This window comes from Planctomicrobium stercoris, assembly GCF_051465655.1.
Classification (GTDB): domain Bacteria; phylum Planctomycetota; class Planctomycetia; order Planctomycetales; family Planctomycetaceae; genus Planctomicrobium.
The window spans coordinates 947,204-966,078 of record NZ_CP195791.1 but is presented as its reverse complement, the minus strand read 5'-3'; the positions used below and the strand labels follow the sequence as shown (position 1 = coordinate 966,078).

General features: G+C 58.8%; 13 protein-coding genes and 3 pseudogenes. 6 read left to right on the top strand and 10 right to left on the bottom strand.

Annotated elements, in window-relative coordinates; genetic code table 11:
* Nucleotides 1–34: 34 nt before the first annotated feature.
* The 5 genes from SH661x_RS03895 to SH661x_RS03875 all read right to left on the bottom strand — a co-directional run bounded on the left by SH661x_RS03895 (nucleotide 35) and on the right by SH661x_RS03875 (nucleotide 7,285).
* Nucleotides 35–3,205: a hypothetical protein gene (locus SH661x_RS03895; RefSeq protein WP_437228206.1), complete on the bottom strand. Its 3,171-nt coding sequence runs from the start codon at nucleotides 3,203–3,205 to the stop codon at nucleotides 35–37.
* Nucleotides 3,206–3,538: 333 nt separating this feature from the next.
* On the bottom strand, nucleotides 3,539–4,036 hold the full coding sequence (locus tag SH661x_RS03890) for an HYExAFE family protein (RefSeq protein WP_437228204.1): 498 nt from the start codon (nucleotides 4,034–4,036) through the stop codon (nucleotides 3,539–3,541).
* 315 nt (nucleotides 4,037–4,351) lie between these two features.
* A complete protein-coding gene (gene xylB / locus SH661x_RS03885) occupies nucleotides 4,352–5,887 on the bottom strand; it encodes a xylulokinase (RefSeq protein WP_437228202.1) in 1,536 nt (511 codons plus the stop codon).
* A 367-nt stretch (nucleotides 5,888–6,254) separates the two neighbouring features.
* A complete protein-coding gene (locus SH661x_RS03880; RefSeq protein WP_437228200.1) occupies nucleotides 6,255–6,776 on the bottom strand; it encodes a hypothetical protein in 522 nt (173 codons plus the stop codon).
* Between the two features lie 110 nt (nucleotides 6,777–6,886).
* Nucleotides 6,887–7,285 carry a hypothetical protein gene (locus tag SH661x_RS03875; RefSeq protein ID WP_437228198.1) on the bottom strand — a complete coding sequence of 133 codons (399 nt, stop codon included), beginning with the start codon at nucleotides 7,283–7,285 and terminating at the stop codon, nucleotides 6,887–6,889.
* Nucleotides 7,286–7,376: 91 nt separating this feature from the next.
* On the opposite strand from SH661x_RS03875, the gene SH661x_RS03870 reads away from it, so the two are divergent.
* The gene (locus SH661x_RS03870) at nucleotides 7,377–7,724 is read left to right on the top strand and encodes a gamma-glutamylcyclotransferase family protein (RefSeq protein ID WP_437228196.1); all 348 of its coding nucleotides are present in this window, start codon (nucleotides 7,377–7,379) and stop codon (nucleotides 7,722–7,724) included.
* A gap of 47 nt (nucleotides 7,725–7,771) precedes the next feature.
* On the opposite strand, the gene dxs is transcribed toward SH661x_RS03870, so the two are convergent.
* The 5 genes from dxs to SH661x_RS03845 all read right to left on the bottom strand — a co-directional run bounded on the left by dxs (nucleotide 7,772) and on the right by SH661x_RS03845 (nucleotide 14,093).
* Nucleotides 7,772–9,676 (bottom strand): 1-deoxy-D-xylulose-5-phosphate synthase, encoded by a 1,905-nt coding sequence (gene dxs, locus SH661x_RS03865; RefSeq protein ID WP_437228194.1) that lies wholly within the window; start codon nucleotides 9,674–9,676, stop codon nucleotides 7,772–7,774.
* A gap of 172 nt (nucleotides 9,677–9,848) precedes the next feature.
* Nucleotides 9,849–10,751 carry a polyprenyl synthetase family protein gene (locus tag SH661x_RS03860; protein ID WP_437228192.1) on the bottom strand — a complete coding sequence of 301 codons (903 nt, stop codon included), beginning with the start codon at nucleotides 10,749–10,751 and terminating at the stop codon, nucleotides 9,849–9,851.
* A gap of 120 nt (nucleotides 10,752–10,871) precedes the next feature.
* Nucleotides 10,872–11,891, bottom strand: a complete 1,020-nt coding sequence (locus SH661x_RS03855; RefSeq protein WP_437228190.1) for a hypothetical protein — start codon at nucleotides 11,889–11,891, stop codon at nucleotides 10,872–10,874.
* 72 nt (nucleotides 11,892–11,963) lie between these two features.
* Nucleotides 11,964–13,070, bottom strand: a complete 1,107-nt coding sequence (locus SH661x_RS03850; RefSeq protein ID WP_437228188.1) for a DUF1559 family PulG-like putative transporter — start codon at nucleotides 13,068–13,070, stop codon at nucleotides 11,964–11,966.
* A 321-nt stretch (nucleotides 13,071–13,391) separates the two neighbouring features.
* Entirely contained in the window at nucleotides 13,392–14,093 is a 702-nt protein-coding gene (locus SH661x_RS03845) for a polysaccharide deacetylase family protein (protein WP_437228186.1), read from the bottom strand.
* 233 nt (nucleotides 14,094–14,326) lie between these two features.
* Between SH661x_RS03845 and purL the strand changes: the two genes are divergently transcribed.
* The 5 genes and pseudogenes from purL to SH661x_RS03820 all read left to right on the top strand — a co-directional run.
* Nucleotides 14,327–17,242, top strand: a complete 2,916-nt coding sequence (gene purL / locus SH661x_RS03840) for a phosphoribosylformylglycinamidine synthase subunit PurL (protein ID WP_437228184.1) — start codon at nucleotides 14,327–14,329, stop codon at nucleotides 17,240–17,242.
* Nucleotides 17,243–17,853: 611 nt separating this feature from the next.
* Complete coding sequence (locus SH661x_RS03835; protein ID WP_437228182.1) at nucleotides 17,854–18,474, top strand: helix-turn-helix transcriptional regulator; 621 nt, start codon at nucleotides 17,854–17,856, stop codon at nucleotides 18,472–18,474.
* Nucleotides 18,432–18,602: pseudogene (locus SH661x_RS03830) on the top strand (hypothetical protein); the annotation flags it as partial. The gene SH661x_RS03835 and the pseudogene SH661x_RS03830, both read left to right, overlap by 43 nt.
* Nucleotides 18,536–18,757: pseudogene (locus SH661x_RS03825) on the top strand (hypothetical protein); the annotation flags it as partial. The pseudogenes SH661x_RS03830 and SH661x_RS03825, both read left to right, overlap by 67 nt.
* A pseudogene (locus SH661x_RS03820) lies at nucleotides 18,679–18,843 on the top strand (hypothetical protein); the annotation flags it as partial. The pseudogenes SH661x_RS03825 and SH661x_RS03820, both read left to right, overlap by 79 nt.
* Nucleotides 18,844–18,875 lie beyond the last annotated feature (32 nt).

The following is an 18,875-nucleotide window of genomic DNA, read 5'->3' as shown; positions in this document are numbered from 1 at the left end:
GCTCCCTTCGACCAGGTAGCATTCCTGTTCTGCTTCAAATCGTGACGGGCTGCTGTGAGTTGTGCCGCGCGCGGGTCCAGTAGGTGACGGAATCTTCCCAGACAATCGGAGGAGCGACAGACAACTGAACCTGACCTTCGACATTCTGCACGCCTGCCAGCTGGAAGAGTTGCTCCAGCCCTGATTTGAGGAGTTCAAAATCCTCTTCGGACAGCTGATCGATCCAGCCGGCGGGATCGATTTTCCCGACCAGCTGACCGTGACTGTATTCCCAGGTCAGTCGCGCAGGGTCCTCCGGTTGATCCGCCCGCAGCAGCTCCAGTTCGATCCGGTTGGTGGCCGCATGGACGTTTCGCACCTGCAGCTGCGTTTCGGGAAGGAACGGGACTTCTTCCAGCAGAGCAATCAGTTCCCGTTCCACGAAATGCTGCACAGCTTCTTCGACATGCAGAATCCCGGCGCGCTTTCGCTGGATCCGACTCTCCTCCGCAGCACTCCCTTTCTTCATGAATCGACGCAGTGTGGCGAACGACTTCGGCAATGTTCCCGAATGGAATCCCGGACGCAGCAGACGCAGCATCGTCTCACCGTGATGGCCGATTGGCTCGGCTCCGATCTTCTTCGGGCGGTTGGCTGCGTACAGACGCCAGTTCTCTTTCAGTTCCCAGACAAGAAATCCGAACACGCCGGGGATCAGCCAGATCGTGGTGAAGACCAGCGTCTGGGCAGACTTCTTCCCCAGATAAGGAGTGAGCTTCCGCACAAACTCCGGCAGTGCGGGGAGAATCAGCTTGTGAGACACCGTCACCACGGGAAAGTGTTTCAGAGGATTGATCTGCGGTTCCACCAGCAGCGTGAAGATGAACACCACCACGTACGACACGAAGAACCAGACGACGCCCCCTGCCAGCTTGACCCACCGCATGGCGCGGTCGTCACCGGTGCGGAAGCGAAGCCATTCATCAACCGTATAGACCACACGTTCCAGTGCCACCAGCAGCCAGTCGAATACGTCGACAATCCATTGCACCATGGCAGCAAAGATGTGCATCTTGAATTCCTGCCACGCACGCACGAGCAGGTCGACCGTCCGTTCGGAGACCCAGCGCCCGACAGGCGAATTCAGGAACAGGGCTGTCACCAGATAGATATCGAGAATCGTCCGGAAATCCCAGGTGCGTCCAGCGATCAAGGCGAACAGAGTCATCAGTGAAACCAGCAGTCCCGGTTCCAGCACGTAGCTCCGCAGCACGGAAAACGTCCGGCTCGCCAGAATCTTCTGGACGGAATCCGAATTCACAAGCTGTGACGGGAGATCGACCACGACGTGCCGGATCATTCGCCAGGCACTGGTCAGAACTGCCACGTTCCACGCCCGGAATTCGGGACGCTGAATCAGCAGCGAAATCCAGGTCCCCAGCAGAATCACCCCACTCCAGAGGAGCAAGTCCGGTTGCTGAGGAGCAGCCTCAACAGCGACTGGAACGCTCTCCGCGGCTTCGGCGTGCACATCTTCCCCGGTGATCATCAGGGCCATATGGTGCAGAAATTCGATCAGCAGATAGGCCCCGCCGAAAGGGATAAAGAGATGCCGGGTCAGCATCCGGCCGAAGTTGGTCCCGAACGCCATCGAACTGAGCGTCTGCGGCCACCGGAGATAAATGGCTCCGCGTCGATAAATGCCGTCCAGAACGGTGTCGAATCGGCGATCCGCCTTCAGCACGCAATCGCCGAAGACCAGCGCCGACAGGGTTGTTACGTCGGCGAGTTTCAGATCGTTCTTGGAGATGGCGTCCCGCAGGTCACCCAGGTTGAAGTAGCTCCGTTCGACGATCCGGTCGAGGAGTTCTTCAACCAGCTTTCGACGCGCGACGACCTCGAGCACGTTGTGAGGAATGAAGCCGACCTCGTCGAAAACATCATTGATAATCTGTCGCAGACGATCGCGGGAACGAGTCTCGATGCGGGGGAGCACTCCTTCGAGCAGGTGGGCCAGCTGTGCCTGTTCCCCGGGACTGATCCGCGCGAGCGCAATGCGCCTCTGCACGGTTCGCAGGTGACGCAGGGTCAGTGCGTCCTGCATCAACGGAAGACTCCGGCGCAGCGGCCGTCGTCCAAATGTCCGAATCCAGTCGATCAGGTCGACACGGTAAACTCCTCGTTCCTGCTCCGAACAGACTTTTTGCAGGTCATAGAGCAGCCGGGCCTCCGTCGACCAGAATCCGTCGACCGCGGGAAGCAGCAACGGCTGCAGGGCGACCCGCCATTGTTCGGCTTCGTCATCGGTGAGCTGAAACACCCGCTGCAGCCGCTGCGAGAACGTGACGAGTTCACGATCTGCGGCCGCCTGTGCTTCAGCCTCGTGTCCAGAGGGAGCCTGTCTGGATGCCCTCAGATACGTCAAAGCCCCTTTGACACTATTTCCGAGTTCAGCAGCTGCCGCCGCTTTCGCCATCAGCTGACGGAATACCGCCAGAGAATCCCGCCGCAGAAGCAGCCGGGGAATCTTCAAGGTCTGCGTGGGCATCAACGCCGCATTCGAAGCGCCGCCCGGGTGGCTGCCGCGAATCTGCTGAATCCGCTGAAAGAGCTGCTCATGGTCGACATCCGCCTGCAGGAGGTGATCGACCTCATTCCAGTTCCGGATCCCCGGATAGTAGATCGGGCGTTCCGCGGGTGCGAAGTATTTCAGTTCCAGCGAGTGAGCTGCGAACTCGATATACGTTTCTGCATCGGACGGGGGTTGAAAGAGCAGGTTCTCCTTCAGCAGCACATCGTGAATCTCGGAGAATTCCACATCGCCGATCTGCAGCTTCCTCGCATTGACCCATTCCGTTTCCAGCGGGTCACGCGCCAGATGATTGTCCAGCTGCAAATGCACACAGGCATGAAACAGCAACCGGCAATAACGCTCCTGAATCGCCGGCCAGCGGCTTTCGTCTTGCAGTTCATCATCGTCCGGCTGCGAAAGCAAGATGACCCGTCGGGGAAGATCCGAACCCGGAGGAATCGCCAGCTCATCGAGTTCGACGAAGGCCAGCAGTCGGTCGCGATCGATCGTGTAGCTGAAATCGTGCGGGATGACGAACCGCAGTCCCTGGAGCCGTCGATCCAGCCGGACCACTCGGCGCAGGACCAGCGGCTCCACCAGGTGAGCGGCGGGTTCGACAGATTGCAGGAGAGCTTGAAGTTTGACGAGGGGCATTTCTTTGTGCTGTCAGATCCAGCGACCTGCCGAGGCGACAGGCAGCCTGCTTCTGGAACCGGGTCGGGACAGCGAGTTTCCAAACGACGTTTCCGAGGAATGTTTCTCCAGGCGATTCTACAGCTTGGGGTTTCGGGTTCCGCACCTCCGATTTGACAGCTGAACGTGCGCATCTCGCACCCGGCGAGTACACGTGACGTCGCTGCAGGCTCCCTGCGGACACCTGAACAGAATCTAACCTTACTGCAACTTTCGGCCGTGTGCGAGCGGGAAGAGCCCACCCGCCCCATGAATCGGGAGTCGTCCCCGGGCAGAAGCGAAAACCGGACACCCTTACAGCAGGTCCAGGAGCGGCTGGCGGATCTCGCGAAAATCACCGGCCCGCAACGAAACCGTCTGCCAGCTGGGGGAGCGAGGCTGCATTCTGCGGGCGTAGTCATCCGCCCACACTCCATAAAATGCGTAGCGACGCCCTTTCAGATCCCAGACCAGGGAATGCTGCTCCAGGTCCCGGGGCTCTGTCAGCTCATAGGCAAAGACCAACAACCCCTTGAAACCAGACCCGAAAACCTGTTCCCACTGCATGAGACTCGAAACATCCTCTTCGGTCGTCCAGCTCTCCCAGCTGCGACTCCCGGGAACGCACCTGCGACCTTTGACATCGATCAGAAGATTCTTGGCCCGCTCGGAGTAGACAACAAAATCCATCGACTTCAGAGAGGAATCCTGAAAGAGCGCCCGCCGATTCTCATTCACCGACACATACGGCCGCCTGATCAGCCGTAACAGCCGCTCGAATGCCATGTCGTAATGGTTACAGTGCTTGGCCATGACCGGTGAGCTGGAGGTGTTTACCAGAAGATTTTAACCACGGAAAGCACGGAAAGACACGGAAGAAAAGTTTGAACCGCGAATCGGGCGAATTCAGCGAATGAGAAGAAGGGTTTTCGTTCGTGTGAGCCCAAATCCCAAATCCCAAATGACAAATCCCAAATGACAAATGACAAATCCCAAATGACAAATGACAAATGACAAATCATTGAGTGCTGAGTGCTGAGTGTCTCCCTAAACCAACTCGTGTCCGCTCGCTCCATCCGCCCGATTCGCGGTCCAACCTCTTCTTCCGTGCCTTCCGTGGTTCCATATTCACGAACGGACCAGTCGTCCAATGTCGGCAAAGTCCGATTTCAGCGATCGGTAGAGTTGCTGGTAGAGCGGATAGGCCTGTTCGTACTTCGCCTTGTGAAGAGCGTCGGCCTCGGTCCGGGTTTCCACGCGAATCGTTGCGTGACACGCCTCCACGACGTCGCGGTAGGCCCCCGTTCCGGCAGCTGCCAGCAACGCCACTCCATAAGCGGGGCCTTCCTCAGCGTTGATCGTGACAACCTGCTGGCCGTAGATATCTGCCTGCAACTGACGCCAGAACTGGCTGCGACCTCCCCCTCCCGAGAGTCGGATCTGGTCGATCGGAATATTCATCTCGCGGATGACTTCCAGACAGTCCCGCATGGCGTAGGTCGCCCCTTCCATCACAGAACGAACCAGATGCGGCCGACCATGCCGCAGGCTCAAGCCGATCCAGGCACCCCGTGCATCCGGATCGGCATGCGGTGAGCGTTCGCCTGTCAGATAGGGGAGAAAGAAGAGCCCTTCGGAAGCAGCGGGAGCCTGCCCCGCTTCCGCAGTCAGAAGGACATACGGGTCCACTCCCATCGCACAGGCTGTCGCCTGTTCCGGTTGCCCCAGCTGGTTGCGGTACCACTGCAGACTCCCCCCCGCGGAGAGGACACACCCCATCACATGCCATTTGCCCCGCACGGCATGACAGAAGGTGTGGATCCGGCCCTGCGAGTCGATCTGCACTTCGTCACTGTGAGCGAAAACGACGCCGCTGGTCCCCATGGTCGCGGAGATGACTCCCCGGGAGACGATCCCGTTCCCGACCGCCCCCGCTGCCTGATCTCCCCCTCCTCCCACCACCGGAACTCCTGCTGGCAGGCCGAGTCGACGGGCAGCCTCCGCATGCAGTTTGCCGCTCACTTCCTCCGATTCGTAGACTTTCGGCAGAAGGGCCGGGTCGATCTCCAGCCTCCCCAGCAACTGCCTGCTCCAGTTCCGATTGCGGACATCCAGCAGCAAGGTGCCGGAAGCATCACTCACTTCCGTCGCGAACTCACCGGTGAGCCGAAACCGAACATAATCTTTCGGAAGGAGAACCTGAGCCAGTTGTTCGTAGTGTTGAGGTTCGTGATTGCGCAGCCAGAGAATCTTCGGAGCTGTGAACCCGGTGAGAGCGGGGTTCGCCACCATCTCAATCAGGGCAGCTCGTCCTCCGGCCCGCTGTTCGATCTCTTCGCATTCAGCAGCGGTCCGCTGATCGTTCCAGAGAAGTGCCGGACGAATGACCTGATGCTGTCGATTGAGAAAGACACTGCCGTGCATTTGACCGGAAAGCCCGATCCCTTTGACATCCGCAGGCGCGATCTTCCCTTTGGCAAGTACCGCCTGAACGCTGTCGGCAGCGGCGTTCCACCAGTCTTCGGGATTCTGTTCGGACCAGCCGGGCCTGGGACTCGAGAGCGGATATTCAAACGTGGCGGAGGCCAGGATGCGGCCATCTTCCTGAATAGCGAGAGTCTTGGTTCCGCTGGTCCCGATGTCGATCCCGAGATATACGCTCATGATGCCGGCCGTTGAAGAGGGAAGGAGAGGCGCAAACGACGTTTCCACGTGTCCGCAGAATATCACTTCGCATCACGATCTTCGAATGCACGGTACGAGAATGGTGACGAATCGTTACCACGGAGACACAGAGGCACGGAGGATTTCAACCGCGAATTGTGCGAATCCGGCGAATCCCTCCTGCGTCTCATTTTCTGATGTAGCACCAGGATCCTGACAACACGATGACTGAAGTTCCGCCCCGGACACCGACGGAATCATCCAGAAACAATTCGCGACATTCGCCTCATTCGCGGTTCCTCTTCTTCTCTGCGTCTCAGTGCCTCCGTGGTGCAGAAGCACATCACCATGCCACGCGATGACGAAATCACTTTCGCGATTGAATTCTCGCGAACGATTCATCGGAGAGCATGCGGGCAGCCTGGGCATCCAGGATGATCTGCTTCAGCCGGTCCGGATAAGTGATCGCGGGAATGGTCATCAGCAGATTCCCGGCAGAGTTCTGCAGGTTTAAGTCACCGACCCGATGAAAGTGATACCCACCTGCGGAAGTGATTTCGATATCGCCTATCTCGCCCAGCGGAACCTGTCGCCCCTTGCGACCGCCGATGATCGACCTGGAGTAGATCGAACGGTTTGTCAGGACGTAGCAGTTGCCCAGCAGCTTGGTCAGGGCGTAAGCCAGAATGGCGAACGGAACCATCGCCGTTCCCAGAACGATGTACGCGATCAACCGCAGCGGCAGAAGTGGAACGGCTTCTGCGAGCCCCATCACTCCCCCGATGAAACGGCCGAGCACACCGGCTGCCACGGAAGGATAAATCACTTCGATCTCGGTCTCGCGATTCGCGGAAACTCCGGCAATCGGCTGAGCGATAGCAACAGACATAGCGGTCGAACCCTGGAAGAAAGCGGACGTGGTAACGACGAAGCGCCACTAAACTACCAAAGACGCAACTCCAACGTCGAGCCTCCCATGTCCGTCCCCAAATTTGGGTATCAACTCTCCCCGGCCTGCCCTGAGTTCTCCGGTCTCGACTCCCGGCTGCTGGTGCGCCGGAATTGTTCCAGTGGATACTCCGGAATCGCGATCCCCAGCTTTCTGACTTCCTGCAGCCGTCTCCAGCCCTGAGTCACCAATTCTTCCCGGCGGCGGACATCTTCCGGATCCAGAAACTGCTTTGAGAAAGGTCCCTCGACAACGACCGGTGGAAACTCGTCAGCGACAATAAACTGGGCGAGTGTCGGATTGCAGCGGATATGTCGTTCCGGAGCGGCCAGCAGCTGCCGTCCGTTCACTTCACCAATGACGTACCGCAGGTACAGATCGCTGAGCGTGATGTTGGGAACTTCCGCTCCGCAAACTTCACACAGATACCCCTGATCACACTTGGCCATGTCGGTTTTTCTGAACTCGCTGGAGAATTGCTGACAATCACTTATTGTAAACTTCAGCTCGCCCGTACCGAAACCGTCATTGATTCCACCTATGAACATCTTCGTCTACGGCACATTAAAACGGGGCTTCTGCCGGCATTTCGCGATCGAGTCCGAAACGTTTCTTGGGGAGGCCAGAACCGCCCCCCGCTACCGCATGTTCAATGTCGGCACGTATCCGGCACTCATCGAGACTGATTCAGGCATCTCGATTCAGGGGGAGGTCTGGAGCGTTAACGACATTGCCTTAGCAAGACTGGATGAGGTCGAAGGAGTGGATGAAAGTCTGTACATCCGCAAGCCGATCCAGCTGATCGACACCGACCTGATGCCCGTCGAAGCGTATTTTTACCTTCGCTCCACCGAAGGGTGTCCGGACTGCGGAGACATCTGGTTATAAAAAAACCACGCACGTGATGTGCGTGGTTTTGATGTCTGCAGAGTTGCTTAATTCGCAACAAAGACTTTCTTGCCAGCCATCTGGTGAGCAGCCGCCATCAGTCCGGCTACGTCGAGTCCCAGATCGCTGAGCAGTTCGGCACGTTCACCGTGTTCGACGAACCGATCAGGCAGTCCCAGGCGGCGGATTCCCTGAGTCGGGAGACCCGCAGCGTTGGCTGCCTCGAGCACTGCGCTCCCGAAGCCTCCATTCAGACTGCTTTCTTCCACCGTGATGACGAACCCGGACTCGATCGCCTTGAAGATCACGTCCGTATCCAGCGGGCGCAGGAACCGGGCGTTGATGACACCGACGTCGATACCATCTTTGGCCAGCCGGTCGGCGGCCGCCAGGCAGGTCGAGAACATCGTCCCAAACGCGACGAACGTACCGTCTTCGCCAGTCCGCACGACTTCCGATTTTCCAAGCTCCACCGGAGTGACCGGCCGCGAGATCAGTTCTGCATTGGCTTTCGGGTAACGAATGGAGGTCGGACCGTCATGCTGCAACGAGAACTCCAGCATCGCTTCGACGTCCCGCTGGTCGCCGGGAGCCATGACCACGATGTTCGGGAACGTCCGCATGTAAGTGTTGTCGAACGCACCATGGTGCGTCGGGCCGTCGGCTCCGCACACACCGGCTCGATCCAGACAGAAGACGACCGGCAGATTCTGAAGAGCGACTTCCTGGAAAATGTGGTCGAAGCTCCGCTGCAGGAATGTGCTGTAGATGTCGACGATCGGCCGGGCGCCCACCTTCGCCATCCCTGCTGCAAAGGCGACAGCGTGGGCTTCGCAGATCCCCACATCGAAGAATCGATCCGGGAAGTCATCGCGTATCTGCCCGAGATTGTTCCCTTCGCACATGGCAGCCGTCAAAACGCAGACCCGGGAATCCCGCTTCATCGCAGCGTGAATCGCGTCGCTGACAACATTGGTATATGCCGGCTGACTCCCCTTCTTGGCGAAGGTCACTTCACCGTCTTCGCTGTTGCGACAGAACGGAGACGGAGTGTGAAACTTCACCGGGTTTTCCAGTGCCGGAGCGAAGCCGTGTCCCTTTTCGGTGAACACATGCAGCAGGACCGGGCCGCGCATTTCCTTGACGAGTTCCAGTGAACGTCGCAGCGACACCAGATCATGGCCGTCGACCGGACCGACATACCGGAAGCCCATCTCTTCGAACATCACTCCGCCGTGAATGAAGTTCTTCACGGCGTCTTTGATGTTGCCGATCGCCTCTGCAGCGGAGCCCCCCACAAGCGGGACTTTGTTCAGCAGCCAGGAGACATCCCGCTTCAGGCCGTTGTAGAAGGGTGCCACGCGGGCCTTGTCCAGATAGGCAGCCATCCCGCCGACGCGCGGGCAGATTCCCATCTTATTGTCATTCAGAATGACCAGCAGGTCTTTCTTCAGGCCAGCGGCATTGTTGAAAGCTTCGAAGACCACGCCGCTGGGAAGAGCCCCGTCCCCCAGCACCGCGACAGACTTGCGGTTGTCTTCGGGACGCAACAGGTCATCCCCGGCCTTGAGTCCCAGCGAAGTCGAAACGCTGGATCCCGCGTGACCGGTCATGAACAGGTCGTAGTCGCTTTCGAGAGGGTTGGGATATCCCATCAGCCCCCCCTTGCGACGGATTGTGTCGAACTCGGGGAACCGACCGGTAATCAACTTGTGCGGATAGATCTGATGCCCGGTATCCCAGATCAGGCGGTCCCGGGAAAAATCGAAGACGGTATGGAGCGCCAGGCAGAGTTCCACCACTCCCAGATTGCTGGCGAAGTGGGCGGGGCGATCAGAAACGACTTCACACAGTGCCTCCCTGATCTCGGCAGCCAGCTGAACCATCTGCTCATGGGTCAGGCTGCGAAGTTCTTTAGGAGAACCGATCAGCGGCAGTAACTGATATTCCATTCCGATGACTTTCAGAAGTGTATTGCTGTCGATTCGCGGGCACTGGACTGAAACGGGATCCGCGCATCGTCGGCTTCCAGCCGAAGTTGTTTGAAAGGTTAAACTGAATCTGATTCGGGTTTCCCGCAGGTCGGGCCTGACCGCTGCGGGAAAGGACTGAATTGTCGATTGCTCAATGATCCCGTTCGATGATGTAACGGGCGAATGCTGTCAGGTGATGACTGCGTTCAGCCAGTGGTGCTACCGCGTCACAGGCGACTTCAACCAGTTGACTGGCGCGTCGGCGGCTTTCGTCGACTCCCAGCAACGAGGGATAGGTCTGTTTTCCGGAATCGGCGTCCTTGCGGACCCCTTTCCCCATTTTGTCCTGTTCACCGAGGACATCCAAGAGATCATCCGCAATTTGGAAGGCTAATCCAACCGATTCCCCGTAAATCGTCAAACTGCGCAAAGTTTGAGGGTCTGCTCCTCCGATTCTGCCCCCCATCCGCAGAGCCGCGCACAGCAACTGACCCGTTTTGCGCCGGTGAACTGCCTCCAGCTGCGCCAGGGTGATCCCGGGGTTCGACTCTGCTTCCAGATCCGCCTGCTGGCCTCCCACCATTCCGCAGCTGCCCGCTGCAGTCGCCAGTTCCAGAACGCAGGCGGCCGCCAGCTCCGCGGGCTTCAGGTCGCGAGCCAGCACTTCGAACGCCAGTGTCAGTAAAGCGTCGCCAGCGAGAATCGCGGTCGACTCATCAAACTGAATGTGATTCGTCGGACGGCCGCGCCGCAGATCATCATCGTCCATCGCCGGCAGGTCGTCATGGATCAATGAGTAACAATGCACCATTTCAATGGCACTGGCAGCGGGAAGTGCCTGGTCCGGGTCTCCTCCGCAGCCTTCACAGGCCATCAGCACCAGACATGGGCGAACTCGTTTTCCCGGGGCAAGAAGGCTATAGCGAATCGACTCCGCCAGCCGGTTCGGACAAGCCGGGGGAAACACAGTATCGGCCAGCAGTCTTTGCTCGACGCGGGCACGCAATTCGGTGAGGTAAGCCGTCAGGGTCACGTCGACAGGATCGCGGTTCAATGGGCGTGGTGGTTTTCAAAAAATCAACACGCATTGGACAGCATCGAAGCGGAAACCGCAATGAACTGCAGCGATCAGCCAGCAGTGATGCAAAACCGGATTGCGGACGCAAATAGGCCGTTACGGCGTCTTCAAATCCAGATTGAATTTGGCTTCGTTTCCGACCTCTTTCACTTCGCGAATGTCGGTCGACCCGTTCGAGAGATACTTGCCGGGGATCTTCTTGAAGTCTGCCGGATTGAGAGGCTGCAGCCAGATTCGGGTCTTTCCCACCGGAGCCCCCGAGACGCCGTTCATGTACAGGACGGTGTAGAACCCGTTTTCATCCGTGACTCCGGAGGCATCACGCAATCGCAGCGGCTTTCCTCGAGTACTTTTCCCCTCAGGATTCACCGGCGCCAGGTACACCGTCACGTTTGGAAGCGGATTCCCGTCCAGCGTGACCGTCCCGGAAACCGCTGCCAGCTTCGGCAGTTCCAGACGGCTGGAGAGCATTCGATCGGACAGCCAGTAAAGGCCGAAGACCAGCACAATTCCGCCGAGGATGTACAGGGCATACTGCCGGAACTCCTTCAACGTCCCGGCGACGTCAAAGTTGATCAGCGGCTTGCGAGGGCCAGTCGGCAGACTCCCCGCCTTCGCCTTCCCTTCCTCTGCGGATTTTGACAGCAGATCCCGTGCGTTTGCTGACGCATTGATCGCAGCGTTCGCGGCATCCCGAGTTGGCATTTCCGCCGAACTGCCGGGACTGGGGGGCGGAGCTGCAAACGTTCGCCGCCCCTGCTTGTCGAACTTCGGCTGAGGGGCTGCGGGGGGAGCAACAGGGGGAGAACTCAGACCCGCACTCGCCTTGGCCCCCGGCGCGCTGTCATCCATCAGAAACGCGTCAAGGTCGAAGTCGTCCCCGTTGTTCCCTTTGGGTTTCTCAGCGACAACCGGTGCTGGCTTGGGTGCTGCAGCCGATGGAGCCTTCTGGATCTTCGAATCTTCGGCTGCTTCAATTCCGACGCCGGAGTCCGCGCCCTTCTCCGGCACCACGAACTTGTTCTTGCAATGCGGGCACTTGCCACTCGTCCCTGCCAGTGATTCCTTGATCTTGAGGACCGAACCGCATCCGGTGCATTCATAGCGGATCGACATACCTTCAGACCTTTCATCCCCGCACGGACGAGAACCGCAGTTTCTCAGCAGCCAGACGGTTGCTTGATGAGATTATTTGAACAGATTGACTGGTGAGCCCTGGGCGATATTTCCCAGGTTCTGCCACGTTCGCAGATCGACGTTCAGACTCACGAAGTGGACACTGCCGTCCGCAGCCAGAACGTTGAAGCCCTGAGGATGCTCGCTGGAGGCTTCGTCGAAGTGCAGTCCGAACTGAGGTCCGGGTGGCTGCGGAGCGAGCCGGGTGGTGAACATCGTGGCCGGTCCGCCAAATGCCCAGCCGTCACTGCTGGTTCGAGTGACAATGGAGGTGCCGGCAACGGTGACTGCAGGAACCTGGAAGATACGACGTTCTGCGACCAGAACCGTGTTCGAAGTCCCGTCTGAAATCCCGTTGATACTCGTGCTGCTGTTCACGCCGAACACACCGACGTTAAATGGATACTGTGCATAGGGGTTCACCCCATTGTTCGTCATGTTGGACAGCTGCGCGGGGGTGAGCCAGTACGTCTGGCGTGCCGAGGCGTCATCAGACTTGAAAGCAATCCCGGAACCAGCACAACCGGCATAGTCATTTCCGCCCGTGGTCCAGGTCGAATTCCCAAATGTTCCGAGTGGCGTGTCCACGTGCTCGGTCATGGTGTACTTGGGATCCATAGTCGAACGACGGGACGGGCAGTAGAGGCCGGCCACGTGCGTTTTCGCTGGATAGATGGGAACATTGCTATTGTCCATCATCAGCGGGGGATCGGATCCATTTCGAATGACGTTCGCGTTGAAGTTCCAGAAATTGTAAGTCGCAGCCTGATCCAGCTGGGGCATGATGAACAGGATCCAGCTGGTTCCGTGTTCCCCGGCGCGCACTGCGGTATTGTTGGGTCCGATCTGTTTCGCTTCGAGCGGTGCGACGTAATTCCCGACGGTGTCGGTGAGCATGTAAGCAACGTTCGAGACCTGTCCCGGCGGAAAGACCTTGTGCTGGTCGTGGTAGTTGTGCAGGGCCAGACCAATCTGCTTGAGATTGTTGGTGCACTGGGTCCGTCGCGCCGCTTCACGTGCGTTCTGCACAGCAGGCAGCAACAAGGCCACCAAGATGGCGATAATCGCAATCACCACCAGCAATTCAATCAACGTAAACGCTGCACGTTGGCGACGCATGAGATGTTCTCCGAACTCTGTAGGACAAGATAACGCGAAAAACGACTCTCCTGCCGGGGAGATCTCCAACCCGATCCGAAGACCGGGAAGAAATTTCGACGTTGTCGATTGCTCACGCGGCCCCCTGAGCAATCGTCGCAACACTCGGCTGCACCTTCATCTTGCACGCATTCAGCATCACATGTCAAGTTTGCTTCATTTCCCGTAGGGTCCGCTGTGCGGACCATTTATTGAGTGCTCATCAGTATTCGACAATTTCCACAGTATTGACGGGACCTGAACTCCGGGTCTGTCTGATCGTGTCGGTCCGCACAGCGGACCCTACGGACAACTCAAACCCCGGAAGCTCCAGCCGGCCTCGCGGGCCTGCGGGATCAGGCTTCGCAGAAGTTGCGGGGTGACATGCTGGGAAACGTCGTTGTCGTGCAGGCAGACAACTGACCCGGGGCGGATGAATCGCTGGTAGACCGACTTCAACCGGGCCACATCGCTTCCCGGGTTGTAGTCCGGCGGCAGCAGGTCCCAGAGCACGACCGTGGAATCATTTCGCCTCGCCCACGCCCGGGCTGTGTAAGAGACGTGACCATACGGCGGTCGCATCCAATGGACCGGCTCGGCGGCAATTTCCGAGAGCAGGTGCTGACACCGCGACAATTCCACCAGCAAATGAGTCTTCGTGCATTTCCAGAAATCCGCATGCGACCACGAGTGATTTCCGATTTCGTGCCCTTCCGCCAGGATTTCCCGGACCAGTTCCGGATATCGCTGGGCTCTCTCTCCCAGCAGAAAGAAGGTCGCCCGCACGTTATTCACGCTCAAAACATCCAGCAGCGCCGGCGTCCCGGTGGGGTGCGGACCATCGTCGAAGGTCAGTGAAAGCACCTGTTCCCCCGGTCCGTGCGGGATCCGGCTGAGAACTCGTGGAAGACGGGAGAATCCGTGCCGGGGAACCTGCGTTCCCAGCCAATCACGCAATTTCGACTTCCATGTCAGCGGCTGAGGCAAACCGGGCGAGGCTTTCACGCGACGTCCTTCAAAATTTTCTCTGTCTAAAAACACCGGGATTCGACCGATCCTACCTGATTCAGCCACTTTTGATGAATCACAGTTCGCAACGAAAATTCCTGCCCTGCCCCCTCGTCTCTGGACTCCCGACTTCCGAACGCTTCGCGGACCAGCCCGGATGCGATACGATTTCCCCTGAGAGCCGTTTTGCTCTGCCGTTGCCTGTTCTTTTTTCAGTTGAGAAATCACCAATGCTGTGGGAAATCGAGATTCAGCCTGTCGCGGGGGAAGTGGACCGGGAAGGGGCGCGGATTCTCAAAGAAGCCGGTTCGCGTGGCCTGAACTCCATCCGGCAGGTGCGAGCCGCACGATCCTATCTGGTCGAAGGGGACCTGCAGCCCAGCCAGATCGAACAGGCTGCTGTCCTTCTCAGCGATCCTGTGGTCGAGAATACTGAAGTGTTTCCACTTCCCGCAGCAAAGAACGGTTCCGACGGCGGCTGGCTGTTGAATGTACTGTACAAGCCCGGTGTCACCGACAACGTCGGACAGACCGCCGGGAAAGCATTGCAGGAACTGCAACTGAATGTTTCGGGCGTCGCCACCGCCAGGAAATACTGGATCAACGGAGATGCCGATCACGAAGAAGTGACGCGACTGGCCCGCCGCGTCCTCTCCAACGATTCCGTGGAACGAGTAATCGAAGGACCGCTGCCACTGACCAGCCTGGCCATCGGTTCCGATTTTTCATTCGCCTTGCAGCACGTCCCCATTCGCTCCATGGACGATGAGGCGCTGCGTCGGCTCAGCAAAGAGGGTCAGCTGTATCTCAGCCTGACCGAAATGCAGACCATACGTCAGTATTTTCAGGACCTGCAGCGAGACCCGACCGACATCGAGCTGGAGACCGTCGCCCAGACGTGGAGCGAACACTGCTCTCACAAGACTCTGGCGGGGCGCATCGCCTACAGAGACGACTCCGGCGAGCGTCAGTTTACCAACATGCTCAAGGAGACGGTCTTCGCCGCAACACAGCGGATTCGCCTCCATCTGGGTGAAAACGACTGGTGCGTCAGCGTCTTCAAGGACAACGCCGGCGTGGTGCGATTCGATGAACAGAACGACGTCTGCATCAAAGTCGAAACTCACAACCACCCATCTGCACTCGAGCCTTACGGCGGTGCTAACACCGGCCTGGGAGGAGTGATCCGCGACCCGCTGGGGACCGGACTGGGCGCCAAGCCTGTCTGCAATACAGACGTCTTCTGCTTCGCCCCTCCGCAAACTCCGTATGACAATCTTCCGCAAGGTTTGCTGCATCCCCGCACGGTGATGAACGGAGTTGTTTCCGGAGTGCGGGACTACGGGAACCGCATGGGGATCCCCACCGTCAACGGAGCTGTCTTCTTCGACGATCGGTATCTGGGGAACCCGCTGGTGTATTGCGGCAATGTCGCCATGCTGCCACGCGGGATGAGCGAGAAGCATGTCGCCTCGGGCGATTACATTGTCGCGGTCGGCGGACGAACGGGACGCGACGGTATTCATGGAGCAACCTTCTCGTCTGCTGAACTGACGCACGAAAGTGAAGAACTCTCCGGGGGAGCGGTTCAGATCGGCAACGCCATCACCGAGAAGATGGTGATGGACGTCGTGCTGGCAGCTCGCGACCGCGGCCTGTTCCGGGCCATTACCGATTGCGGAGCAGGAGGATTCAGCAGCGCCGTCGGAGAGATGGGCGAAGAGACAGGTGCGGAAGTCTGGCTGGAACAGGCTCCTCTGAAGTACAGCGGACTCTCCTACACCGAAATCTGGATCAGCGAAGCTCAGGAGCGGATGGTTCTGGCGGTCCCGCCGGAGAACTGGGAAGAGTTCCAGTCGCTGTGTGCCTCCGAAGGGGTCGAAGCGACCATCATCGGTAAGTTCACCGATACCCAGCGACTCGTCCTGAAGTATCACGGAGAACTCGTCGGCGATCTGGCGATGTCCTTCCTGCATGACGGTCGCCCCCCCGTTGTCCGCGAAGCGGTTTACCAGCCGATCAAAACGCAGCCGTTCCGTCTTGAGTCGACAAACCAGCACCTGGGTGACGTCCTCAAGAAGATTCTCTCTTCGCTGAACGTCTGCTCCAAAGAACGCATCATCCGTCAGTACGACCATGAAGTTCAGGCGGGGAGCGTCGTCAAACCGCTGGTCGGGGTTCAGAACGATGGTCCTTCGGATGCTGCGGTCATTCGACCTGACCTGACAACCTCTCGCGGACTGGTGATTTCCTGCGGCATGAATCCGCTGCTGGGTGATCTCGATCCGTACTGGATGGCGGCAGCTGCCATTGATGAAGCTGTTCGCAACTGCGTGGCTGTCGGGGCCAACCCGGAACGAATCGCCATCCTGGACAACTTCTGCTGGGGGAACACCGAGCGTCCGGAAACTCTCGGCTCTCTCGTGCGTGCCGCACTGGGCTGCCACGATGTGGCGGTCGCTTACGGGACACCGTTCGTCAGCGGGAAGGACTCGCTCAACAACGAATTCTCCTACGAGCAGGACGGTCAGAAGGTCACCATCTCCATTCCTCCCTCCTTGCTGATCACGGCGATGGGGCAGGTGGATGATGTTGAACAGTCAGTCACGATGGACCTGAAGGAACCGGGGCATGTCCTTCTGCTCGTTGGAGAAACGCGTGAGGAAATGGGAGGCAGCCATTTCAATCTCGTCACCGGCGGAAAAACGGGACAGATTCCGAAAGTGGACATGTCCTCCGCATCTCGTGTCTTCGCAGCGATGCACCAGGCGATCAAACAGGGACTTGTCCGCAGCTGTCACGACCTGAGCGAAGGGGGCCTCGCCGTCTCGCTGGCTGAGATGGCATTCGCTGGCGGACTCGGAGTCGACGCCGATCTGGCTGCCCTGAGTCATACCGACCGGCTCAGCGATGTGGTCGCACTCTTCTCGGAAAGCAACACCCGCTTCCTGATTGAAGTCCCGGTGACGAATGTTCCACTCGTTCAGGCGATCTTCGTGCAAGGAGCACTGCAGGAACCGATCCAGATCGGGAAGGTGACCGAGTCTGACCGACTGACCATCACCGGCCGCAATGGCGAGATTCTGATCGATGAACCGCTGGCCAAACTCAAGGAAGTCTGGCAGGCTCCGCTCGCCGATTTCTAATTGGACACCTGCTTGTGCCCCGGAGAATCGAGTCATCACCCGATTCTCCGGGGCACTTTCGTTTTGCAAGAAGACGCAGCAGCTCCCCGGTCAGCACTCCTTCGCCCTGATCACGCTGCGTGGCTCGATTGCTCTGCGTCGAGTTCCGGTTCCTTCCGAAATTTCCTTTGATTCACCGCCACCTCGCTGCGCTCGCGGGGTTGAATAGCGATCTTGAGCGCGAATCAGGCAGCAGTGCGAAGTTCCTGCAACTGCGATCTGATCCGCTTTCGATGTTGGAGGACTGACATACAGATTCCCCTGCCATTTGGCAGAGACATCCGTTTCGCACAGCCTCTTCGCCACAGACGATCGGTGTTTGACAGGATGTCCCCCGACTCTTCCCGAGCCGGGGCGACGACTTTCGCAGGGAAACAGCAGGGGGCGAAACGATTCATTCGCAGACTTCCGTTGAAATCAGCTCCATCGATTTTCTTTGTCCAGCCAGAGACAATCGTCTTCCCGAGCCGACAACTCGCCCTGCCCTGTACGCCGTCGTCTCAGGCGTCTGGAATCTGGCGGTCGCAACGAGCCCGGAAGATGTCGAAAACGTCAGCCTGCATCCGGGTGACGTGACCCTGACGACTCACTCGAAACTCCAGAAGCTGCAGGTGATCGAGCATCTGGCCGATCCAACCAATGCTCCTGCAGCCTGTCTGCGAATTACACTCACACCACCGACAAGCATCGAGTGGCCGCAGCCGGAAGCGCCCCTGCGACTGAACATCCAGAACAGTCTCGCACTCACAGACTGGCCGAACGGGCTGCCCGCTGACCCCAACAATGAGCATCTCCGGCTTCTGGCCCAGCTGCTGGTCGGAGTCGTTCTGGGGATCCATCTGCCCGCTGCCGAGCAAGGGCGTGACCGGAAATATGATCCGGAAATTGTGCAGACGCTCTCCTTGATGGAGCGTGAACCCGGCAAGTTCTGGACGATCGAGAAGCTGGCTGAAGCATCGGGTGTTTCCAGATCGACCTTGGCACAGAAGTTTAAAGATCAGGTGGGGCGAACCCCCAGCGACTATCTTCTCGACATCCGCATGCAGTTGGCAGACCGGCATCTGAAGACGCGGAGCCACCCGCTGAAGGAGATTGCCCGGTTGACGGGTTATCAGTCGGTCTCCGCCTTCAGCACGGCATTCAAACGCTGGTGCGGACATTCTCCCAGCGCCCGCCGGAAGTCACCGTATTGAAGCGGTCAGCGGTCAGCGGTCAGCGGTCAGCGGTCAGCGGTCAGCGGTCAGCGGTCAGCGGTCAGCGGTCAGCGGTCAGCGGTCAGCGGTCAGCGGTCAGCGGTCAGCGGTCAGCGGTCAGCGGTCAGCGGTCAGCGGTCAGCGGTCAGCGGTCAGCGGTCAGCGGTCAGCGGTCAGCGGTCAGCGGTCAGCGGTCAGCGGTCAGCGGTCAGCGGTCAGCGGTCAGCGGTCAGCGGTCAGCGGTCAGCGGTCAGCGGTCAGCGGTCAGCGGTCAGCGGTCAGCGGTCAGCGGTCAGCGGTCAGCGGTCAGCGGTCAGCGGTCAGCGGTCAGCGGTCAGCGGTCAGCAAAACGCCACGGCGTTTTGCTGACTCTCTTCCCTCTTCCCTCTTCCCTCTTCCCT

Excerpts from the sequence above, each read along its gene's own strand:
- SH661x_RS03895 (WP_437228206.1), bottom strand. The coding sequence starts at position 3,205 with ATGCCCCTCGTCAAACTTCAAGCTCTCCTGCAATCTGTCGAACCCGCC.
- SH661x_RS03890 (WP_437228204.1), bottom strand. The coding sequence starts at position 4,036 with ATGGCCAAGCACTGTAACCATTACGACATGGCATTCGAGCGGCTGTTA.
- xylB (WP_437228202.1), bottom strand. The coding sequence starts at position 5,887 with ATGAGCGTATATCTCGGGATCGACATCGGGACCAGCGGAACCAAGACT.
- SH661x_RS03880 (WP_437228200.1), bottom strand. The coding sequence starts at position 6,776 with ATGTCTGTTGCTATCGCTCAGCCGATTGCCGGAGTTTCCGCGAATCGC.
- SH661x_RS03875 (WP_437228198.1), bottom strand. The coding sequence starts at position 7,285 with ATGGCCAAGTGTGATCAGGGGTATCTGTGTGAAGTTTGCGGAGCGGAA.
- SH661x_RS03870 (WP_437228196.1), top strand. The coding sequence starts at position 7,377 with ATGAACATCTTCGTCTACGGCACATTAAAACGGGGCTTCTGCCGGCAT.
- dxs (WP_437228194.1), bottom strand. The coding sequence starts at position 9,676 with ATGGAATATCAGTTACTGCCGCTGATCGGTTCTCCTAAAGAACTTCGC.
- SH661x_RS03855 (WP_437228190.1), bottom strand. The coding sequence starts at position 11,891 with ATGTCGATCCGCTATGAATGCACCGGATGCGGTTCGGTCCTCAAGATC.
- SH661x_RS03850 (WP_437228188.1), bottom strand. The coding sequence starts at position 13,070 with ATGCGTCGCCAACGTGCAGCGTTTACGTTGATTGAATTGCTGGTGGTG.
- purL (WP_437228184.1), top strand. The coding sequence starts at position 14,327 with ATGCTGTGGGAAATCGAGATTCAGCCTGTCGCGGGGGAAGTGGACCGG.